A 16634-nucleotide genomic window follows, 5' to 3' on the forward strand; every position below is an offset into this window, starting at 1 on the left:
GCCTGGTTGCTATTATGCATCCAGCTCGCCGGCTATCAGGTTCAGGCTACTGAGGCAGATGATGGCATCGCTCAGCATAGCGCCTTTTACCAGTTCAGGATAAGCCTGATAGTAAATGAAACAAGGACGCCTGAAATGCAGGCGGTACGGGCTGCGCCCACCGTCGCTGATCAGGTAGAAACCCAGTTCGCCGTTACCGCCTTCTACGGCGTTATACAGCTCTCCGGGCAGTATATCGGATTCACCCATGATGATCTTAAAGTGATAGATCAGGGCTTCCATTTTCGTGTATACATCTTGCTTTTCCGGCAGGTAATAGGCAGGCACGTCTGCATGGTACACATCTTCCGGCAAACCTTTCAGCTTATCCATAGCCTGGCGGATGATGCTCAGGCTCTGCCACATTTCCGCGTTACGTACCAGGAAACGGTCGTAACAGTCGCCGGTGCTGCCTACAGGTATGGTAAAGTCAAAATCTTCATAAGAGCAGTAAGGCTGTGCTATCCTTACATCGTAATCCACGCCGGCTGCCCTGAGGTTAGGTCCGGTAAAGCCGTAGTTCATGGCTCTTTCCGCGCTGATAGGGCCCACGCCTGTAGTCCTTTCCACAAATATGCGGTTACGGGTAAGCAGCGTCTCAAATTCTTTGAGGGCTTTAGGATATTCAGCGAGGAATTTTTCTATTTTCTGGAAGGCAGCGGGTGTAAAGTTCCGTTCAAAACCGCCGATACGGCCGATATTGGTCGTTAAGCGGGAACCGCAGATCTCTTCGTAGATCTCATATGCCAGCTCACGGTACTGCATCAGGTACAGGAAGCCGGTGAATGCGCCGGTATCCACGCCTACCACACCGTTACAAACCAGGTGGTCTGTAATACGGGCCAGCTCCATAATGATCACACGCAGGTAATCCACACGTTTGGGCGTTTGAATACCCAGCAGCTTTTCTACTGTCAGGTGCCAGCCCATGTTGTTGATGGGGGAAGAACAGTAGTTCAAACGGTCTGTTAAAGGCGTGATTTGGTAGTAGGGGCGGCGCTCAGCTATCTTCTCGAATGCGCGGTGGATATACCCCACCGTTGATTCTGCGCTTACCACACGTTCGCCGTCTATTTCCAGGATATTCTGGAATACGCCGTGGGTGGCCGGGTGCGTAGGACCCAGGTTAAGCGTGGTAGTTTGCTTTTCTATAGAGCCTTGCGGCAGGTTTATATGTGGCTGCTCTAACATAGTTCAATGAGTAATGAATAACCAAGAATGACACAGCTGTATACAACACGCCATTATCCACTATTGGTCACTAACTGTTAATTATTTAGCGTCCAAACATCTCGTCGTCTTTATCAACACGGCTCTGGTCTTCCAGGGGGAATTCCTTGCGCATAGGGAAATACGTCATTTCATCCACGTTCAGGATCCGCTTGAGATTGGGATGGCCAACGAATTCTACGCCAAAGAAGTCATAGGATTCCCTTTCCATCCAGTTAGCAGATTCGAACAACTTAGAGGCAGTAAATACCTTTGGTTCTGCAACGGGAACAAATACCTTAAAACGCAGCCGTATTTTTTCGCGGAAGTTATAAAGGTGGTACACTACTGCCAGTTCTGCACCAACCTGGTGCGGATAGTGTACGGCAGTGAGATCTGTTAAAAAACGGAATTGCAGTTCCTCTTCGTCGTACAGGAACTGCATCACTTTCAGGTTGAGGGCGGCGGGTGCTGTAAAGGACAGTACGCCAAAGGATTCTTCGAAACTGGTAATTGCCTCTCCAAACTTTTCAACCAATCTTTGCTTTATATAGTCGTTTGTCAAAGACATCACGATTTTGTTTTCTGTTTAATTGATACAAGGTCCTTTCTGTACATCAGCTTATCCTTTTATATAGTGGTTACTGGATGCCGTATTGATTCATGAGGTCCTTATAGCGTTCTGAGTGACGGCGGCGCAGGCTTTCCTGGCTTACCAGGTCCTGAACGCGCATAAATCCGTCGAGGATTGCTTCCGGCCGGGGCGGACAGCCCGGTACGTATACATCTACCGGTATTACCTGGTCTATGCCCTGTAATACGGAGTAGGTATCAAATACGCCACCGCTGCAGGCGCAGGCGCCTACGGCTATTACCCAGCGGGGCTCAGCCATTTGCAGGTATACCTGGCGTAAAACGGGGCCCATCTTCTTGGCAATGGTGCCCATTACCATCAACAGGTCGCACTGGCGGGGCGTGAAAGCCATACGCTCAGAGCCAAACCGTGCCAGATCGTAATGTGAAGAAGCCGTGGCCATGAATTCGATTCCACAGCAGGAAGTAGCAAAGGGCAACGGCCAGATAGAGTTCTTACGGGCTGCGCCAATCACTTTGTCAAAAGAAGTGGCAAAGAACCCATCACCGGAATACCCTTCGGGTATTTCCACCATCTTCACCTTCGAATTATATTGAACCGGACGTGCCATATCCTTTCTGATTTAAGATTATTATAGTTTAGATTACCTTTCTACGGATGGCATGCGCACACCCGTACATTCACATTAGTCCTCCCACTTGAGGGCGCCTTTTTTGATTATGTAGATAAAACCGCCCATAAAAAACGCTACAAACATCAGCATGGCAAAGAAACCATCCCAACCCAGTTCCTTGAAATTCACCGCGTACGGATAGAAGAAGATCACTTCCACATCAAACAAAACGAACAAAATGGCAGTCAGAAAGTACTTGATCGCAACGGGCTGCCTGGCATTCCCGATCTGTTCTATCCCGCTTTCAAAGTTAACAAGTTTGTCGCTGGTTTTCCTTTTTGGCCCCAGGAAGTGCGTTGCCACCATGGTAACGCCGACAAAACCTACTGCAGCGACGAGCTGTAATACGATAGGAAAATAACTAAAAGGAGTGGTGGTTGCTGACAAAAGTTCAGTGTCTAAAAACATAAGCTTCCCAATAAAACGTTCTCCGAATGTGCAAAAATACTGCAACAAACGGCAAAATACAAATCTATGAACGGCTAAAATATTATCTTTTTTTACCAAACGGAAACGAAGAAACCCCGGCGGGATGCCGGGGTTTCTTCGGAAGCCATTAGCTTTTAGCGGTTAGCTGTTAGCCACTGGAGCGGGAACAGCCGGGCCAGCTACTGTTTTATTTTTGTGCTTTTTTACCGTTCTGAGCAGCTTTGGTGGCTGCTTTACTGGAGTTTGACAGGTTTTCTTTGATCTGTTTGGCAGCTTCACTGGTAGGATCCAGGGCCAGCAGTTTACCCATGTATTTATCCAGGTTGGTCTTGTCTTCCTTGTTGTAATAATACACCATTACATAGGTGTAGGCTTTAATAAGGCCTACTTTATTCTTTTCCGCGTCGCTCTCTGCCATGGAAATGTACTTTTCATAATAAGGCAGCGCGGCGCCTGTTTTAGCCTGGGCATCCTTTACGGCGTTCACGGAGCCCCGCCAGTAGTAACCGGTGGTGATATCTGGGAACTTCTCCGCCAGCAGGCCAAAGGCGCTATCTGCCTTGTTAAGCATAATGCTATCCGGCGGCGTAGTGCTACCGGCCGCGCGGAAGTAGTTCTGACCTACATTGTAGTAATCCACTGCGTTTGCTGAATCCTTGAGCTGTGTTTTCAAGGTAATTATGCGTTTATACCAGTCAGCGGCTTTATCAAAAGCTTCTGCATTGATGTAGGCCTTGGCCACATCTTCGTAACGGGCCACATCTTTGGTGGTATCCGCTTCCGCATATTTCTCCAGGTAACCCAGGGACTGCTGGTTAAGGGCAACCTGCTGGGTGGAATCCGGCGCCTTTAAGCGGCTATAGATGGCGCTCAGCAGCTTGTAGTCATTTATTTCCAGGGCGCTGTCCCCTACTGTTTTCACATACTCGTCCATGGATGTTTTTGCATTCATGGAGTCGCCTTTCTGCAGGTAGGCATCCGCCATCAGGCGGGTGAACTTGCCTTTATAGGCCGGAGTAGCCTGGGGCAGCACGCTTTTAGCTTTGTTGATGGCGGCATCATAATCCTTTTTGTAGAAAGAAATGGCAGCCAGGTTGTATTCGTTCTCCAGCTTACCGGCGCCAGCGCCTACTACATCAATATACTTCTGGAGGTATTTGGCGGCATTTTCCAGTGAAAGCTGGGCTTTGGTAGGCGTAATATAGAACTGGTACAGCTCGTAGTACGCGGGGCCATAGTTAGGGTCCATGGTGGTGGCCTTTGTCCAGTCGTTCACCGCTTCCTGGAGGAGTTTGGCGTTATAGTTCACCAATCCCTCTTTGGTAACGGCTTCTGCCCGGTTGGGCTCCAGTTCCAGGGCCTTATCATAGGTGGTGAGGGCTTTACCGCCGTTCTCCCCGCCTACTAAACGGTACGCGTCGCCCAGCTCAATGTAGTCCGCCGCGGTGGCCGTATACTGGTCTTTCTTTTTACGGCCTTCATTGTTCAATAATTTTTCCATTACGCTAATTGCATAACCACGGTCGCCGCCTTTGATCTCCTGGGCATCTGCGATAGCGCGCGCCACATCTCCATTACGGCCTTCTGTGGCCGTATTGGCGGCTTCAAATTTCTGTTTGGCCGCAGCAGCATTTCCGTTCAACAGATCTATGCGGCCCATACCCACTTGTAGTAAGGGAGAATTGGGCACGGCCTGCAGTCCTTTCTGAAAGGCCGCTGCAGCGCCATCCTTGTTTTCCAGTCCCAGTTCCGCCATGCCCAGGTAATAATAGGCCCTGTCGTCCGGTTTGGAGGCTGTGATCTTAGTGAATGTTTGTTTGGCAGATTCGTATTTGTCGTAGTACAAATCCTTTATTCCATCCTCTACGGATTGGGCCATTATGCTATTAGCTGTGCACAGCAGTAATGCTGCAATGATAATTTTCTGTCTCATGCTGTTCTGATTTTTGAGTATAACCAGTTTGTCCCTTTCTTTACACTTACTGTAATATAACAAAAATCGGGCTGAACCTGCACTATTAAAACGTTAAAAAGGGGTGCGCTTATGGCGCACCCCTTTTTAGTGGTAATTTATTAGCTAACAGCTAGTTATTATTTCTTATTACCGCCATTGGAAGCGGGTTTTGCGCCTGCTTTGGCAGGTTTAGCGGTGCTGGCAATGTTCTCCTGGATCTGCTTGGCGGCAGGATCGTTAGGGTTTAATGCCAACACTTTGTCCATCCAGGTCTTCAGGTTGTCCTTATCTTCCTTATTATAATAATAGATCATCATATATTGATAAGGGTACATTAACTGATTTCCTTTCATTTTGGATTCGCCGCCTACTTCGAAGAATTTCTGGAAGTACGGTACTGCGCTGCCTTCTTTTGCTTCCTTGTCGTTCAGCATATTGGCGCGGCCTCTCCAATACAGGCCCAGGGCTTCCTGGGTAGGATATTTGGCTACGAAAGTGCCGAAGGTAGAATCTGCTGCGGTAGGATTATTAGCGTAGATCTCCATGGTGCCTTTCCAGAAGTAATCCTGGATCTTGCCGGTGTTCACATCATCGGGGAAATCTGTGGTGAGCTTGCCATACCATTCAGCAGAACGGGCATAATCACGCAGGCTTTTGAATTTCTCTGCTACTTCGCGGTAGTGGTCTACATCCTTGGTGGTATCCAGGTTAGCGTATCTTTCCAGGTACAGGGAAGCCAGGGAGTCAGTGATGGCAGCCTGTGTGCTATCTGTGATCTTAACGCGGCCATAGATCTCGCTGAGCAGTTTGTAATCGAGGGCTTCCAGCTTGCTGTCGCCAACGCCTTTCACATACTCATCCATAGTGGATTTAGCGGTCATAGAGTCGCCTTTCTGCAGGTAAGCATCCGCCATTAAGCGGGTGAATTTGCCTTTATCAGCAGCAGCTACCTGGGGCAGTACGGTCTTGGCTTTATTGATAGCTGCATCGTAATCTTTCTTATAGAAAGAGATAGCAGCCAGGTAGTATTCGTTCTTCAGCTTATCAGCAGGATCAGCTACTTCCATGTATTTCTGCAGGTAGATAGCAGCGTTATCCCAGGAGAGCTGTTGTTTTTTAGGCGTGATATAGAACTCGAACAGTTCGAAGAAAGCGGGACCGTATTTAGGGTCCATGTTGCCGGCTTTGGTCCAGTCGTTCACGGCTTCCTGCAGCAGTTTGGCGTTATAGTTCACCAGACCTTGTTTGTATACTGCTTCTGCATTGTTAGGGTCCAGTTCCAGCGCTTTTTCGTAAGTGGTGATGGCTTTACCGCCGTTTTCGCCACCCAGTACACGGTAAGCATCGCCCAGCTCAATATAATCTGCGGGAATAGCGGTGTACTGTTCTTTCTTTTTACGGCCTTCGTTATTGAGGAGTTTCTCCATAACGCTCAGCGCATATCCGCGGTCTCCGCCTTTAATGGAGGAGTTAGCGTCAGCAATTGCACGTGCTACATCGCCATTGCGGCCTTCTGTAGCGGTGCTGGCTGCATCAAATTTCTGTTTTGCAGCAGGGGCGTTACCGTTGATCAGATCAAGACGGCCCATACCTACCTGTAACAAAGGAGAGTTAGGCACAGCGGTCAATCCTTTCTGGAAAGCAGCGGCAGCGCCGTCTTTGTTTTCCAGTCCCAGTTCAGCGATACCAAGGTAATAATAAGCCCTGTCGTCCGGTTTGGCGGCAGCAGCTTTTTCCAATGTTTCTTTGGCAGATTTGTATTTGCCGTAGTAAATGTCTTTTAATCCATCTTCAACAGATTGGGCCATTACCCCATTTGCCGCGACGCACAGCAATGCTACAATTAAGCTTTTCCGTCTGTTCATGAGCAATCTGGTTTTAGTTGTGTTGTTGTGTGTTGTTTAAAACTTTATTGAATGCTGGCTTCCCTGAACACGGCGTTGATCCTTGCAGGGAATAACCGAAATTTTTTGATAATTAACTGGCCTTCATAGCTGCCCAGGAAGGTGGCAAATCCCGTGCCCAGCCCCCGGTATGGTTCCCGCAGCACGAAGAAGCAACCGCGCTTCATCTGGTAAGATCCGGTAGCAATATATGCCTGGTAGGGCATTACAAATTCCGAACCATAATCGGCACGTACTTTTACCACGCTCACTTTATTGGTGAAATCAATAGTCGTGGAATCATTAGGATCAGAGATCCAGTTTACGCCGATCACGCCAATAGCTTCTTTATTCTTTGTTACGTAATCTACCACTTCCGGGTTGGTCTTGGCCGCCATGGTGTTAGTTGGTAAAGGCTTGCCTTTGTTGATAGAATCACGTATGAACCTTACGGTGCTGGAATTCTCGTTATCAAACACCAGCTGCCATTTACGTTCAGTATCTGAACCGTCCATGATCTTGCGTACCTGCTCCATAGTAAGGATAGAGTCCGGGTTCTCATGGTTGACAACAAGGGCCAGTGCGTCCCAGGCGAGCAGCATACTTTGCGGAGATATTTTCAACTCTTTGAAATATGCTTTTTCCTTATCGTTCAATTCGCGCGTTACGATGACGAGGCGCGCGCTATCATTTAAAAGATCTTTTATGCATTCCGCTTCCGGTTTGTATTCCGCGATAACATTTGTTTTCGGATACAGTGAATGGAATACTTTCAGTTCAGCTTCTATCAGCGGTTCGTATGTTTCATCCACACTGATATGTACAGTGCCGGATGTAGGCGTATCCATAGGCTGTTTACCGGCGCCGGTATCACAGGCTGTCATCAGGGAGGCCGCCGCCACTGCCAGCAAAGCCTTATGCTTTATTGTTTGCAAAAACATAGTCTAGCTTTTCTGGTTAGTTCTCTTCTGTTCCTTTGTCAAAAAATAGATACTTAACGCCCCTGTATACACGAAATAATCCGTACGCTACCAGTATAGTGCCAAAGATATTCATTACTAAAGGGTCCATGCGGAAGTTGCCTAAACCCAGTTTTTCAGCAAAGAATATAAATAGTCCAAAGAGCAGAAAAAATATTCCCCTGATCAATTCCCCCAATGGGCGGTAGGATGCCTGAATCCGCCTTTTACTAGATCTTTCCTGTTGCATTAGCATGTTAGTAAAGTTACAAGTATACAAAAAATATTTTTTTAATCTCGCATACCCTTCCTAAGAAGATTGTTAAAAACTTTAACAGATACGCGCTCAAACGGCGTGTGCTACCGGCTCCGCGCAAACACGGTGTTGTTTGACACTTACCGGCCGCCTCTTGCAACCTTTACTGGCATTGTAAATACCAGGATTGCAATAATAGTATAATTAAAATCAATAATGTCAATTATCTGGCCATATGCCTGTATGATGGCTTAGAAAAACGTGTGCCATACCGTAGCCGTATGACACACGCTGCGTATATGTTAAACCCTTGTTAAGGCTTTTCCGTAGCAAGGGCGCTCGTATAAATAGATGCAGCGCATGGCTATTTTCCATATTATGTACTTTCCCTTAAAAGATTGTAGGTTTGCGTTCCCGGCCAAACCGGGATCAATTTATCGTATGAAGGTTTTAATGGTATGCCTGGGTAATATATGCCGCTCCCCTCTTGCTGAGGGCGTGCTGCGGCACCTGGCGCAGGAAAAGGGATTAAACTGGACAATAGATTCTGCCGGCACTGGCAACTGGCATGTAGGCGACCCGCCGGACCATCGTTCCATAAAAGTGGCAAAGCGCCATGGGATCGATATTTCCGGGCTAAGAGGCCGGCAATTCGGCACAGCTGATTTTGACAATTTTGACAGGATCTTTGTGATGGACCTGGACAATTACCGCAATGTGCTGCGTAAAGCGCGTACAGACGCAGATCAGCAAAAGGTGCAGCTGCTGCTGGACGGACAGCGGGAAGTACCGGATCCGTGGTATGATGATGCGCTGTTTGAACCGGTATATAATATGATCCATGAAGCGTGTGAAAGAGTGATCCGCAAAGAGCTGGCGCATTGATCCCAGCTAAAGCGCACAACGTTTATATTTTAATAAGAAGCTACTAATTACTAACTATTAACTATCAATAACTGATGATCAAACCCAGCATCCCCAAGGGTACGCGTGATTTTGGACCGGCAGTGGTAAAGAAACGGCAGTATATTTTCCAGACCATCCGCGAAACATTTGAGCTGTTTGGCTTTCAGCCGCTGGAAACGCCATCTATGGAGAATCTGAGCACGCTTACCGGTAAGTACGGAGAGGAAGGCGATAAACTCATCTTTAAAATACTGGACAACGGCGATATACTAGGCCGTGCGCAACAGGCCAAAGACAGCCGGGAACTGGCTACCCTGCTGTGCGAGAAAGCCCTGCGCTATGATCTTACCATACCTTTTGCCCGTTATGTGGTGATGAACCAGCATGAGCTGGCGCTGCCCTTTAAACGTTACCAGATGCAGCCGGTGTGGCGGGCAGATAAGCCGCAAAAAGGCCGCTACCGTGAGTTTTACCAGTGTGATGCAGATGTGGTTGGCAGCAACTCATTGCTGAATGAAGTGGAGCTGCTGCTGATCTACGACCGCGTGTTCAGTAAGCTGGGTATGCAAGGCTATGAAGTACGGGTGAACAATCGCAAAATACTGAGCGGTCTGGCGGAATTAATTGGTAAACCAGAACTACTGACAGACATCACCATTTCTATCGATAAATTAGATAAAATTGGTTTGCAGGGCGTGCAGCAGGAACTGCTGGATCGCGGACTCAGCCAACAAGATGTGGACATAGTCAACAGCTTTTTACAGATACAAGGCAACAACCAGGAGAAATTACAGCAGTTGCAGGTGTTATTGCAAAGCTCTCCGGTTGCCCAAAAGGGTATCGAAGAACTTTCTTATGTACTGAACAGCGGGCTGGCTAATTTCAACTCCCCTCCTATCGTAGATGTGACCCTGGCCCGTGGCCTTAATTACTATACCGGGATGATCGTGGAAGCCAAGGGCCCTGCCTCCGTAAAGATGGGCAGTATTGGCGGCGGCGGCCGTTATGATGACCTGACCGGCCTGTTTGGCCTGCCGGGCCTGTCTGGCGTAGGCATCTCCTTTGGGGTAGACCGGATCTACGATGTGCTGGAAGAACTGCAGCTGTTCCCTGCCACGGCGCAACAATCCACCAAAATACTGTTCCTGAACATGGGCGAAGCATCTATGCCAGTGGCGTTTAAACATGTGATGCAGCTACGGGAGCAGGGTATTAGCGCGGAACTGTACCATGAGCCGGCCAAGATGGACAAACAGATGAAGTACGCCGATAAACGCGGTATTCCCTATGTAGTGATCATTGGCGAAAGCGAGCTGCAGGAAAATAATGTGAGTGCTAAAAACCTGCAAACGGGACAGCAGGACAAAGTAGCCATGGATGATCTGTTAGGCTATTTCTACTGCCTGGTGTCATAAGTAATGGTATTTTAACGATAATGCCCGGAGCAACGATAAAGCTAGCTATGACCTAAGAGAAAGCAAGGTAAACGTTTAGCAAACAGGGTTAATATAATGTCAGAAAGGGGCGACCTTAAAGTATAATAACTTTCAGGTCGCCCCTTTATTTATTTAAAGATACCGATTTATCTGTTACTTAAACCTTCGCTTTTAAAGGCATCCAGGCCGCATTTTAGCCAGTTGGCATAAGCTTTTGCATCCGGGGTATAACCCACGGGGCGGGTGAGCAGTTTCTCATCCGGGCTAATGAGCACATAGAAAGGCTGGGAGTTATTGGCAAAGTTCTCTGTTTGCATGGTGGCAAACTTATCGCCAATGGTCCTGATCTCCTTTTTGTTGCCGTTGCCGGTGGTGAACAGGAAACGGGCGTCTTCCGGCAGCAGCTTGCGGTCATCCACATACAGGGACACCAATATATAGTCGTCCTCAATGATGGTCTTTACCTCATCCTTAGGCCATACATTCTCTTCCATTTTGCGGCAGTTTACGCAGGCCCAGCCGGTAAAGTCCAGCAGGAGGGGTTTATTCTGTTCCTTAGCCAGCTGCAGGGCTTTCTCATAGTCGTTTATCACATTGGCCTCCACGCCTTTGCCTTTGGCAGCCTCTTCTCCATAAATACTATATGTCAATGGGGGCGGGAAACCGCTGATAAGGGAGCGGTTAGCGTATTTGGTATTGGTAAGGCCAGGCACCAGGTACAGCGTAAAGGCCAGCACCAGCAGGGCAAAGATCAGCCGGCCCGGTTTTAGCTTCTTAAGCGGCGCATCGTGGGCAAAGCGGATCTTTCCAAACAGGTAGAGCACCATACAGATGCCTACAATGATCCAGATGGCAAAGAATGTTTCCCTTTTAAGGATACCCCAGTGTTTTACCAGGTCTGCGTTGGACAGGAACTTGATGGCCATGGCCACTTCCAGGAAGCCCAGCACTACTTTTACGGTGGTCAGCCAGCCGCCGGATTTGGGCAGAGAGCTCATCCAGCCGGGGAACATAGCGAAAATGGCAAATGGCAAGGCGAGCGCCAGGCCAAAACCGCCCATACCCACGGAAAGTTGCATTGCCCCACCGTCTGATGACAGGGAACCTGCCAACAGGGAGCCCAGGATAGGGCCAGTACAGGAAAAAGACACCAGCGCCAGCGTAAGGGCCATAAAGAAGATACCAATGATACCGCCTACGCTTGTTTTAGCATCTACCTTGCTGGCTAAGCCGCTGGGCAGGGTAATTTCAAAATATCCAAAGAAGGAGATAGCAAAAACGATGAAGATCACGAAGAACGCCAGGTTCAGCCATACGTTCGTGGAGATATTATTCAGTATTTCCGGGTTCAGCGAGGTAAGGAAATGGAAGGGCAGGCTTAATAATACATAGATCAGGAAAATAAAGAAGCCATAAAGGCTGGCATTCATGACCGCTTTGCCCTTGCCGTCTGATTTTTTGGTAAAGAAAGATACTGTTAATGGTATCATGGGAAATACGCAAGGCGTTAACAGGGCGATAAAACCGCCCAGCAGGCCCAGTATAAAGATGCCCCACAGGCTTTTTTTACCCTCCTGACCGGTACCGCCGCAGGTATTGGCGGGGTTATCCAGTATAATGCTGCTGCGTTTAAGGGACTGCGCCGCATCTGCAGACTCCTGCAGGCCGGCGGCCACGTTTACCAGGCTGCCATCCGCCCCTACATTAAACTTAAACTGAGCTTCTTCCGGGCCTACTACCTCTTCACCTTTCAGGGCCATGTAGTTAATGCTACCAGCTAATTTACCGGCGCCGGGGGCCAGCTTTACACTAGCCAGCAGCTCTACCTGGTCTTCAAAATAGCTGATATCGATATTATCCAGGAGTGGCTCCTTACGGGTGTTGAGCTTTCCCTGTTCTGTTACGCTCACAATGGAGGCAGCGGTACCGTTAGCGGTATCCAGCACCACGCGGGTGTTGGGATTATCCTCGCTCATGGTAGTGGAAAACAGCTGCCATCCCTTGTCGATGGCGCCTTTCAGGTGCAGCACGTATTCCCCTTCTCCTTTGTATTCTGCGGTGTATTGCCATTTTACCACCTGTGCGGCAGAATCCTGCGCATGCACGGCGGTAACGTTGATGCATAGATATATAACTAATGCCAATAATTGCTTCATGTTCCTGATTCGTAAGTATAAATTGGATATGGATATAAAACAAAAAGGCAATGCATAACCTGCGGCAGATCGTTCGTATGAGTACAAATATGCCCTCATACGAACGATCAACGGCTGGTTACGCATTGCCAACTATCTGCTATAGAAGTGCGGCCTCACTTCCCTCCTACTGCTATTGCAAATTCAATCTCTTTGGGAGGCAGGCACTGATGGTCATCACATACCATGAATTCTACGGAACCTTTTACTTTCGTAGCGGCTTTACCCTTGATGGTAACGGTTTGTACGAAGTTCACCTGGTTTTCGTAGTACTTCAGTTCGGAATCAAAGTTTTTATCGAAAGCCTTGTGGAGCTTACCATCCTCCTTCACCTTGCCCGAAGCCGCCACCAGTGGGTTCTTCGTGAATTTGAATGAAGTAGGTACCGGTCCTTCTCCGGCTTCCTGCGCATACAGATGCCAGCCTGCATCTATAGTGGCCGTCATATGTAATTCGTAGGTCTTGTCATTGACTTTTTTGGAGGCAAAGCTCCATTTTACCGGGTTCTCTATCTGCGCACTGGCCAAAACCGGTAAAGCGAACAAAATCAATGCAGTCAACAGCTTCTTCATAATTAAAATGGTTGGTTGGTTTGGTTTTTAATTATTGGCGATCAGGCTTTGAAAAATGAGCTGACCGTCCGTGTTATTCAGCGCCTGGCTGGTTGCCCGTTCTGGGTGGGGCATCATGCCAAAAACGTTTTTTTCTTTATTACAGATACCTGCTATGTTACGGATGGCACCGTTAGGGTTGGCAGTGTCCACAATATTACCGAATTCGTCGCAATAACGGAACAACACCTGATTTTGCTTAAACAGGGCGTCCAGGGTGGCCTCGTCCGCATAGTAACGGCCTTCGCCATGGGCTACGGGGATCATCAGCGGGCGGCCAATTACGTCTTTGGTGAGGGCGGTAGCGGTATTTTCGCTTTTGAGGTAGATATTTTTACATACAAATTGCTGGTTAGGGTTGCGCAGCAGCACGCCCGGCAGCAGGCCGGCTTCGCACAGGATCTGGAAGCCATTGCATACGCCTATCACACGACCGCCTTTATTGGCAAACTCAATCACACTCTGCATCATCGGGCTAAACCTGGCGATGGCGCCACAGCGCAGGTAATCACCGTAGGAAAATCCGCCGGGTAATACTACGCAATCCTGTGTGGTAAAAGCGCTCAGGTCCTTATCCTTATGCCATAGTTCAATAACCTCTTGTCCCAGGTCGTAACGCAGGGAATCAATCATATCATGATCACAATTAGAGCCAGGGAAGGTGACAACGCCAAATTTCATGTGAGACTTTTTTGATTTTTATGGGTATATGGAGCCGTGCCCGGACAGTATACCTTTATAGTTCAATAATACGAGTAAATTGCAAAATTAGGGAGCCGTTCGCATATTTCAATATGCCATCCATCCCAATATACTAATTGATTGAAAAGCAACCTTGTATAGATTAGGGCCGGCTCTACACATTAATACATTAACTAAAGTATTGCATCACAATCACGTACCCCAGGGTGATAAAATGGATGATATTGGCCACTGTTTCATTGGTAATGGTCCAGTATACGTTACCTACGAACATAGAAATAGGCAGAATGGCCAGCACCCAATAGTCCGGTGAAAAATGCACACTAAAGAAGGGTACCAGTATAGCCACTATCACATATACGATCTGTACCGCCCAGGTCTTACGGGTCTGGATGAGCATCTTTTTCAGGGGGCGCTGTAACAGCAACCAGCCCAATATGAAGAAGAACAAGCTGCCTATAAGGGCGCCCCATACCTTATAATCATGGACGATAGGCATGCTTACGCCTATGCGGGGGATCTTGCGCAACAGGGCTACATGGTCTGTGAGGAACAGGTAGGTGCCCAACAGGTACAGGGGGCAGAAAAGGCCCAGCAGGGCAATGATCCACTCTGCCAGCCGGAAAGGCCGCATAATAAGTAGGCTGATCAGCAGCAGCACACAGAATACAATCGCCGGGAAATAGAACAAACCGGCAATGCCCAGGGCAAAGCCGATGTTGAACACCACATCCCTGGCAGAGGTGCGTGTATACAGTTCCGTGGTACTGGCCAGCACCCATAACATAATAAGATTGACCAGTAAAGCGGGTGAAAATACGTTCCAGCCCTGCCATAAGGAGGTAAAAAGCAGGTAGCTCATGGCCGGCAGGTAGGTAGACCTGGAGAAAAGGCGGTGGTGGTTAATGATCCTGGTCAGCAGCAAGGTTTGCAGGAACAGCATCATAATGGCCATCGTGGTAAAAAAAAGCGGGCTTTTGCCTACCAGCATCTGCAACCAGTTGACCAGGAGGTCATATAACAGCCCCTCTGACCCGTCTGCCACATAGGTAGACGGATGCAGGAGGTAGAAGAACTTAACCAGTAAGGTGTATAATAAAAGCAGCAATACCGTTAGGGGATTGCCGGAGCGGAAAAATTTTACCACGGTGCAAAGGTGTGATTAAAAGTCAACTTTTGCAAAGCAAATATAATTGCGATAGATGCAGGGAATCAACACGGTACGGCCGCTGATCTGCTTCCCATACCGGGGCATCCAGGTGAAGCCTTTGTCCAGGTTACGGAGGGTAGGCAACCGGCTGATCTTCCCATCGGGTTGGATACTGTTATCGGTAAGCATATAGTTTCTGCGGTCCAGCTCATTGTAAAGGAAACGCAGCTCGCTGCCAATATTTACCATCATATAGGAAAGGTATAGATCGGCTCCATCATCGAACTGGCTTTTCCGTACGAAATTGGTCCACTGCAGCTCGCCATCGTCCCCAAAAGACATGATGGCCACATTATCATAATGGTAACGATTTCCCTGTGAGTTGTTCCATCCCCAGGGATTGTAATACCAGGGGGAGTACGGGGAATAGTAGTAGGGGTACGACATGCCGCCATACGGGCCATACATATAGTTCCAGCGGTTCCAGGGTTGATAGCGGGAGGTGGTATAAAAAGACTCCGCCGTTACCAGGAAGCCGCCATCCTTGGTATTGACGATCTTGCGGATAAAGTAGTCATTAAAGGCCGCGTTGGTGGAGGATTCTCCTTTAGCATTGGACTTCAGGTCATTGGAGAAGGGCGCCAGCTTTTCAAAAAGTACCTGTTTCTGGTCATAATCGTATTTGCTGATGTACATGCCTTCCACATTCCCTCTTTTCTGTTTATAATAAAAAGCGGTGACCAGGGCGCGGTGGGCGTTGTTATCCAGTTTCAGCTTCACTTCGTCCAGCAACTGGTTCTGCAGTTTCAGCGGGGTTTGCTCAAAGGAGTCTACCGCGGAGCGTTTCATGACCAGCTGGGCATTTACGATATAATCCCGGTTGCTGGTACGTTCCAGCTTATTAAATATGAGATCGCCGGCATTGGTTAGGCTAAAATTGCTGAGGAACGACTTTTTCTCCATAGGGAGGGAAAGCCGGCTGTTATTTACGAAGTTGAAGGAGCTATCGTAGGTAAAGGTGTAGAATACGTTGTTGTCCTCTTTATCCTGGTTGATCTTATAGATCATGATCCGGTTCTTATCTTCTGAATACTCTACGGAGTATACCTTATTCTCTTTGGAGTAGAAGCCGATGCGGGTGGAGTCTACTACTACGGGGGCCTGGTCAAACCCGCCCTCCGGGTTCATGGTGGCGCACACGCTGTAAACGGCGTCTTTGCGCTGGAACTGGTAGATCATGAATACTTTACCGGGGTAGGCGATAAAATCGACGCTGATGACCTTACGGGGCAGGAAATCCAGCTTTACCCGCTGTTTTAGCTGCATGGTATTATCATAAACGGATACGGCATTGTCGCCACGGTCACTTTTATATACCAGTATATTACCTGATACCCGGCCAATGATCTCAAATTCAGTGCTTTTATAGTCATCCCGCTCTGGTTCTGAGTAAAGAACCTTCTGCGCCATCAGGGTTCCACTGCATATTAACAAGAGGGCCACCAAGGAAATTCGGTATAGCATCACTAAATATATTTAAATATTGAAAGCAAATCACAACAATACTGTGGTAACGTAAATCCGGTCTATATTGTTGTAGACAGGGGGTCTACCCCCCGCGAAAATTTTACAGTCAA

General features: G+C 48.2%; 14 protein-coding genes. 2 read left to right on the forward strand and 12 right to left on the reverse strand.

Features of this window, described 5'->3' with window-relative positions; genetic code table 11:
- Positions 1 to 12: 12 nt before the first annotated feature.
- The 7 genes from F0L74_RS31120 to F0L74_RS31150 all read right to left on the reverse strand — a co-directional run bounded on the left by F0L74_RS31120 (position 13) and on the right by F0L74_RS31150 (position 7723).
- Positions 13 to 1230, reverse strand: coding sequence for an NADH-quinone oxidoreductase subunit D (locus F0L74_RS31120; RefSeq protein ID WP_149841780.1), 1218 nt, complete (start codon positions 1228 to 1230; stop codon positions 13 to 15).
- An 85-nt stretch (positions 1231 to 1315) separates the two neighbouring features.
- Entirely contained in the window at positions 1316 to 1819 is a 504-nt protein-coding gene (locus F0L74_RS31125; RefSeq protein WP_149841781.1) for an NADH-quinone oxidoreductase subunit C, read from the reverse strand.
- 70 nt (positions 1820 to 1889) lie between these two features.
- Positions 1890 to 2453 carry an NADH-quinone oxidoreductase subunit B gene (locus F0L74_RS31130; protein WP_149841782.1) on the reverse strand — a complete coding sequence of 188 codons (564 nt, stop codon included), beginning with the start codon at positions 2451 to 2453 and terminating at the stop codon, positions 1890 to 1892.
- Between the two features lie 75 nt (positions 2454 to 2528).
- Positions 2529 to 2924 (reverse strand): NADH-quinone oxidoreductase subunit A, encoded by a 396-nt coding sequence (locus F0L74_RS31135; protein ID WP_149841783.1) that lies wholly within the window; start codon positions 2922 to 2924, stop codon positions 2529 to 2531.
- Positions 2925 to 3132: 208 nt separating this feature from the next.
- Positions 3133 to 4878, reverse strand: a complete 1746-nt coding sequence (locus tag F0L74_RS31140) for a tetratricopeptide repeat protein (protein ID WP_149841784.1) — start codon at positions 4876 to 4878, stop codon at positions 3133 to 3135.
- 158 nt (positions 4879 to 5036) lie between these two features.
- Positions 5037 to 6764: a tetratricopeptide repeat protein gene (locus F0L74_RS31145; protein ID WP_149841785.1), complete on the reverse strand. Its 1728-nt coding sequence runs from the start codon at positions 6762 to 6764 to the stop codon at positions 5037 to 5039.
- 44 nt (positions 6765 to 6808) lie between these two features.
- The gene (locus F0L74_RS31150) at positions 6809 to 7723 is read right to left on the reverse strand and encodes a substrate-binding domain-containing protein (RefSeq protein ID WP_149841786.1); all 915 of its coding nucleotides are present in this window, start codon (positions 7721 to 7723) and stop codon (positions 6809 to 6811) included.
- Between the two features lie 715 nt (positions 7724 to 8438).
- Here F0L74_RS31150 and F0L74_RS31155 point away from each other — a divergent pair.
- A complete protein-coding gene (locus tag F0L74_RS31155; RefSeq protein WP_149841787.1) occupies positions 8439 to 8882 on the forward strand; it encodes a low molecular weight protein-tyrosine-phosphatase in 444 nt (147 codons plus the stop codon).
- A 74-nt stretch (positions 8883 to 8956) separates the two neighbouring features.
- A complete protein-coding gene (gene hisS, locus F0L74_RS31160) occupies positions 8957 to 10318 on the forward strand; it encodes a histidine--tRNA ligase (RefSeq protein WP_188316243.1) in 1362 nt (453 codons plus the stop codon).
- 167 nt (positions 10319 to 10485) lie between these two features.
- Here the strand turns inward: hisS and F0L74_RS31165 are convergent, their stop codons facing one another.
- From F0L74_RS31165 to F0L74_RS31185, 5 genes are all read right to left on the reverse strand, one after another.
- Entirely contained in the window at positions 10486 to 12495 is a 2010-nt protein-coding gene (locus tag F0L74_RS31165) for a protein-disulfide reductase DsbD family protein (RefSeq protein ID WP_149841789.1), read from the reverse strand.
- A gap of 155 nt (positions 12496 to 12650) precedes the next feature.
- Positions 12651 to 13106 carry a protein-disulfide reductase DsbD domain-containing protein gene (locus F0L74_RS31170; RefSeq protein WP_149841790.1) on the reverse strand — a complete coding sequence of 152 codons (456 nt, stop codon included), beginning with the start codon at positions 13104 to 13106 and terminating at the stop codon, positions 12651 to 12653.
- 27 nt (positions 13107 to 13133) lie between these two features.
- On the reverse strand, positions 13134 to 13826 hold the full coding sequence (purQ, locus tag F0L74_RS31175) for a phosphoribosylformylglycinamidine synthase subunit PurQ (protein WP_149841791.1): 693 nt from the start codon (positions 13824 to 13826) through the stop codon (positions 13134 to 13136).
- Between the two features lie 190 nt (positions 13827 to 14016).
- A complete protein-coding gene (locus tag F0L74_RS31180; protein WP_149841792.1) occupies positions 14017 to 14994 on the reverse strand; it encodes a DUF6427 family protein in 978 nt (325 codons plus the stop codon).
- Between the two features lie 15 nt (positions 14995 to 15009).
- A complete protein-coding gene (locus F0L74_RS31185; protein ID WP_149841793.1) occupies positions 15010 to 16467 on the reverse strand; it encodes a hypothetical protein in 1458 nt (485 codons plus the stop codon).
- Between the last annotated feature and the right edge of the window lie 167 nt (positions 16468 to 16634).

It is taken from the genome of Chitinophaga agrisoli (assembly GCF_008386695.1).
GTDB lineage: Bacteria > Bacteroidota > Bacteroidia > Chitinophagales > Chitinophagaceae > Chitinophaga > Chitinophaga agrisoli.

Bases quoted from the DNA above. Each gene is read 5' to 3' on its own strand.
- F0L74_RS31185 (WP_149841793.1), bottom strand. From the start codon at position 16,467: ATGGCGCAGAAGGTTCTTTACTCAGAACCAGAGCGGGATGACTATAAA.
- F0L74_RS31120 (WP_149841780.1), bottom strand. From the start codon at position 1,230: ATGTTAGAGCAGCCACATATAAACCTGCCGCAAGGCTCTATAGAAAAG.
- hisS (WP_188316243.1), top strand. From the start codon at position 8,957: ATGATCAAACCCAGCATCCCCAAGGGTACGCGTGATTTTGGACCGGCA.
- F0L74_RS31130 (WP_149841782.1), bottom strand. From the start codon at position 2,453: ATGGCACGTCCGGTTCAATATAATTCGAAGGTGAAGATGGTGGAAATA.
- F0L74_RS31135 (WP_149841783.1), bottom strand. From the start codon at position 2,924: ATGTTTTTAGACACTGAACTTTTGTCAGCAACCACCACTCCTTTTAGT.
- F0L74_RS31145 (WP_149841785.1), bottom strand. From the start codon at position 6,764: ATGAACAGACGGAAAAGCTTAATTGTAGCATTGCTGTGCGTCGCGGCA.
- F0L74_RS31155 (WP_149841787.1), top strand. From the start codon at position 8,439: ATGAAGGTTTTAATGGTATGCCTGGGTAATATATGCCGCTCCCCTCTT.
- F0L74_RS31150 (WP_149841786.1), bottom strand. From the start codon at position 7,723: ATGTTTTTGCAAACAATAAAGCATAAGGCTTTGCTGGCAGTGGCGGCG.
- F0L74_RS31140 (WP_149841784.1), bottom strand. From the start codon at position 4,878: ATGAGACAGAAAATTATCATTGCAGCATTACTGCTGTGCACAGCTAAT.
- F0L74_RS31165 (WP_149841789.1), bottom strand. From the start codon at position 12,495: ATGAAGCAATTATTGGCATTAGTTATATATCTATGCATCAACGTTACC.
- purQ (WP_149841791.1), bottom strand. From the start codon at position 13,826: ATGAAATTTGGCGTTGTCACCTTCCCTGGCTCTAATTGTGATCATGAT.
- F0L74_RS31170 (WP_149841790.1), bottom strand. From the start codon at position 13,106: ATGAAGAAGCTGTTGACTGCATTGATTTTGTTCGCTTTACCGGTTTTG.
- F0L74_RS31125 (WP_149841781.1), bottom strand. From the start codon at position 1,819: ATGTCTTTGACAAACGACTATATAAAGCAAAGATTGGTTGAAAAGTTT.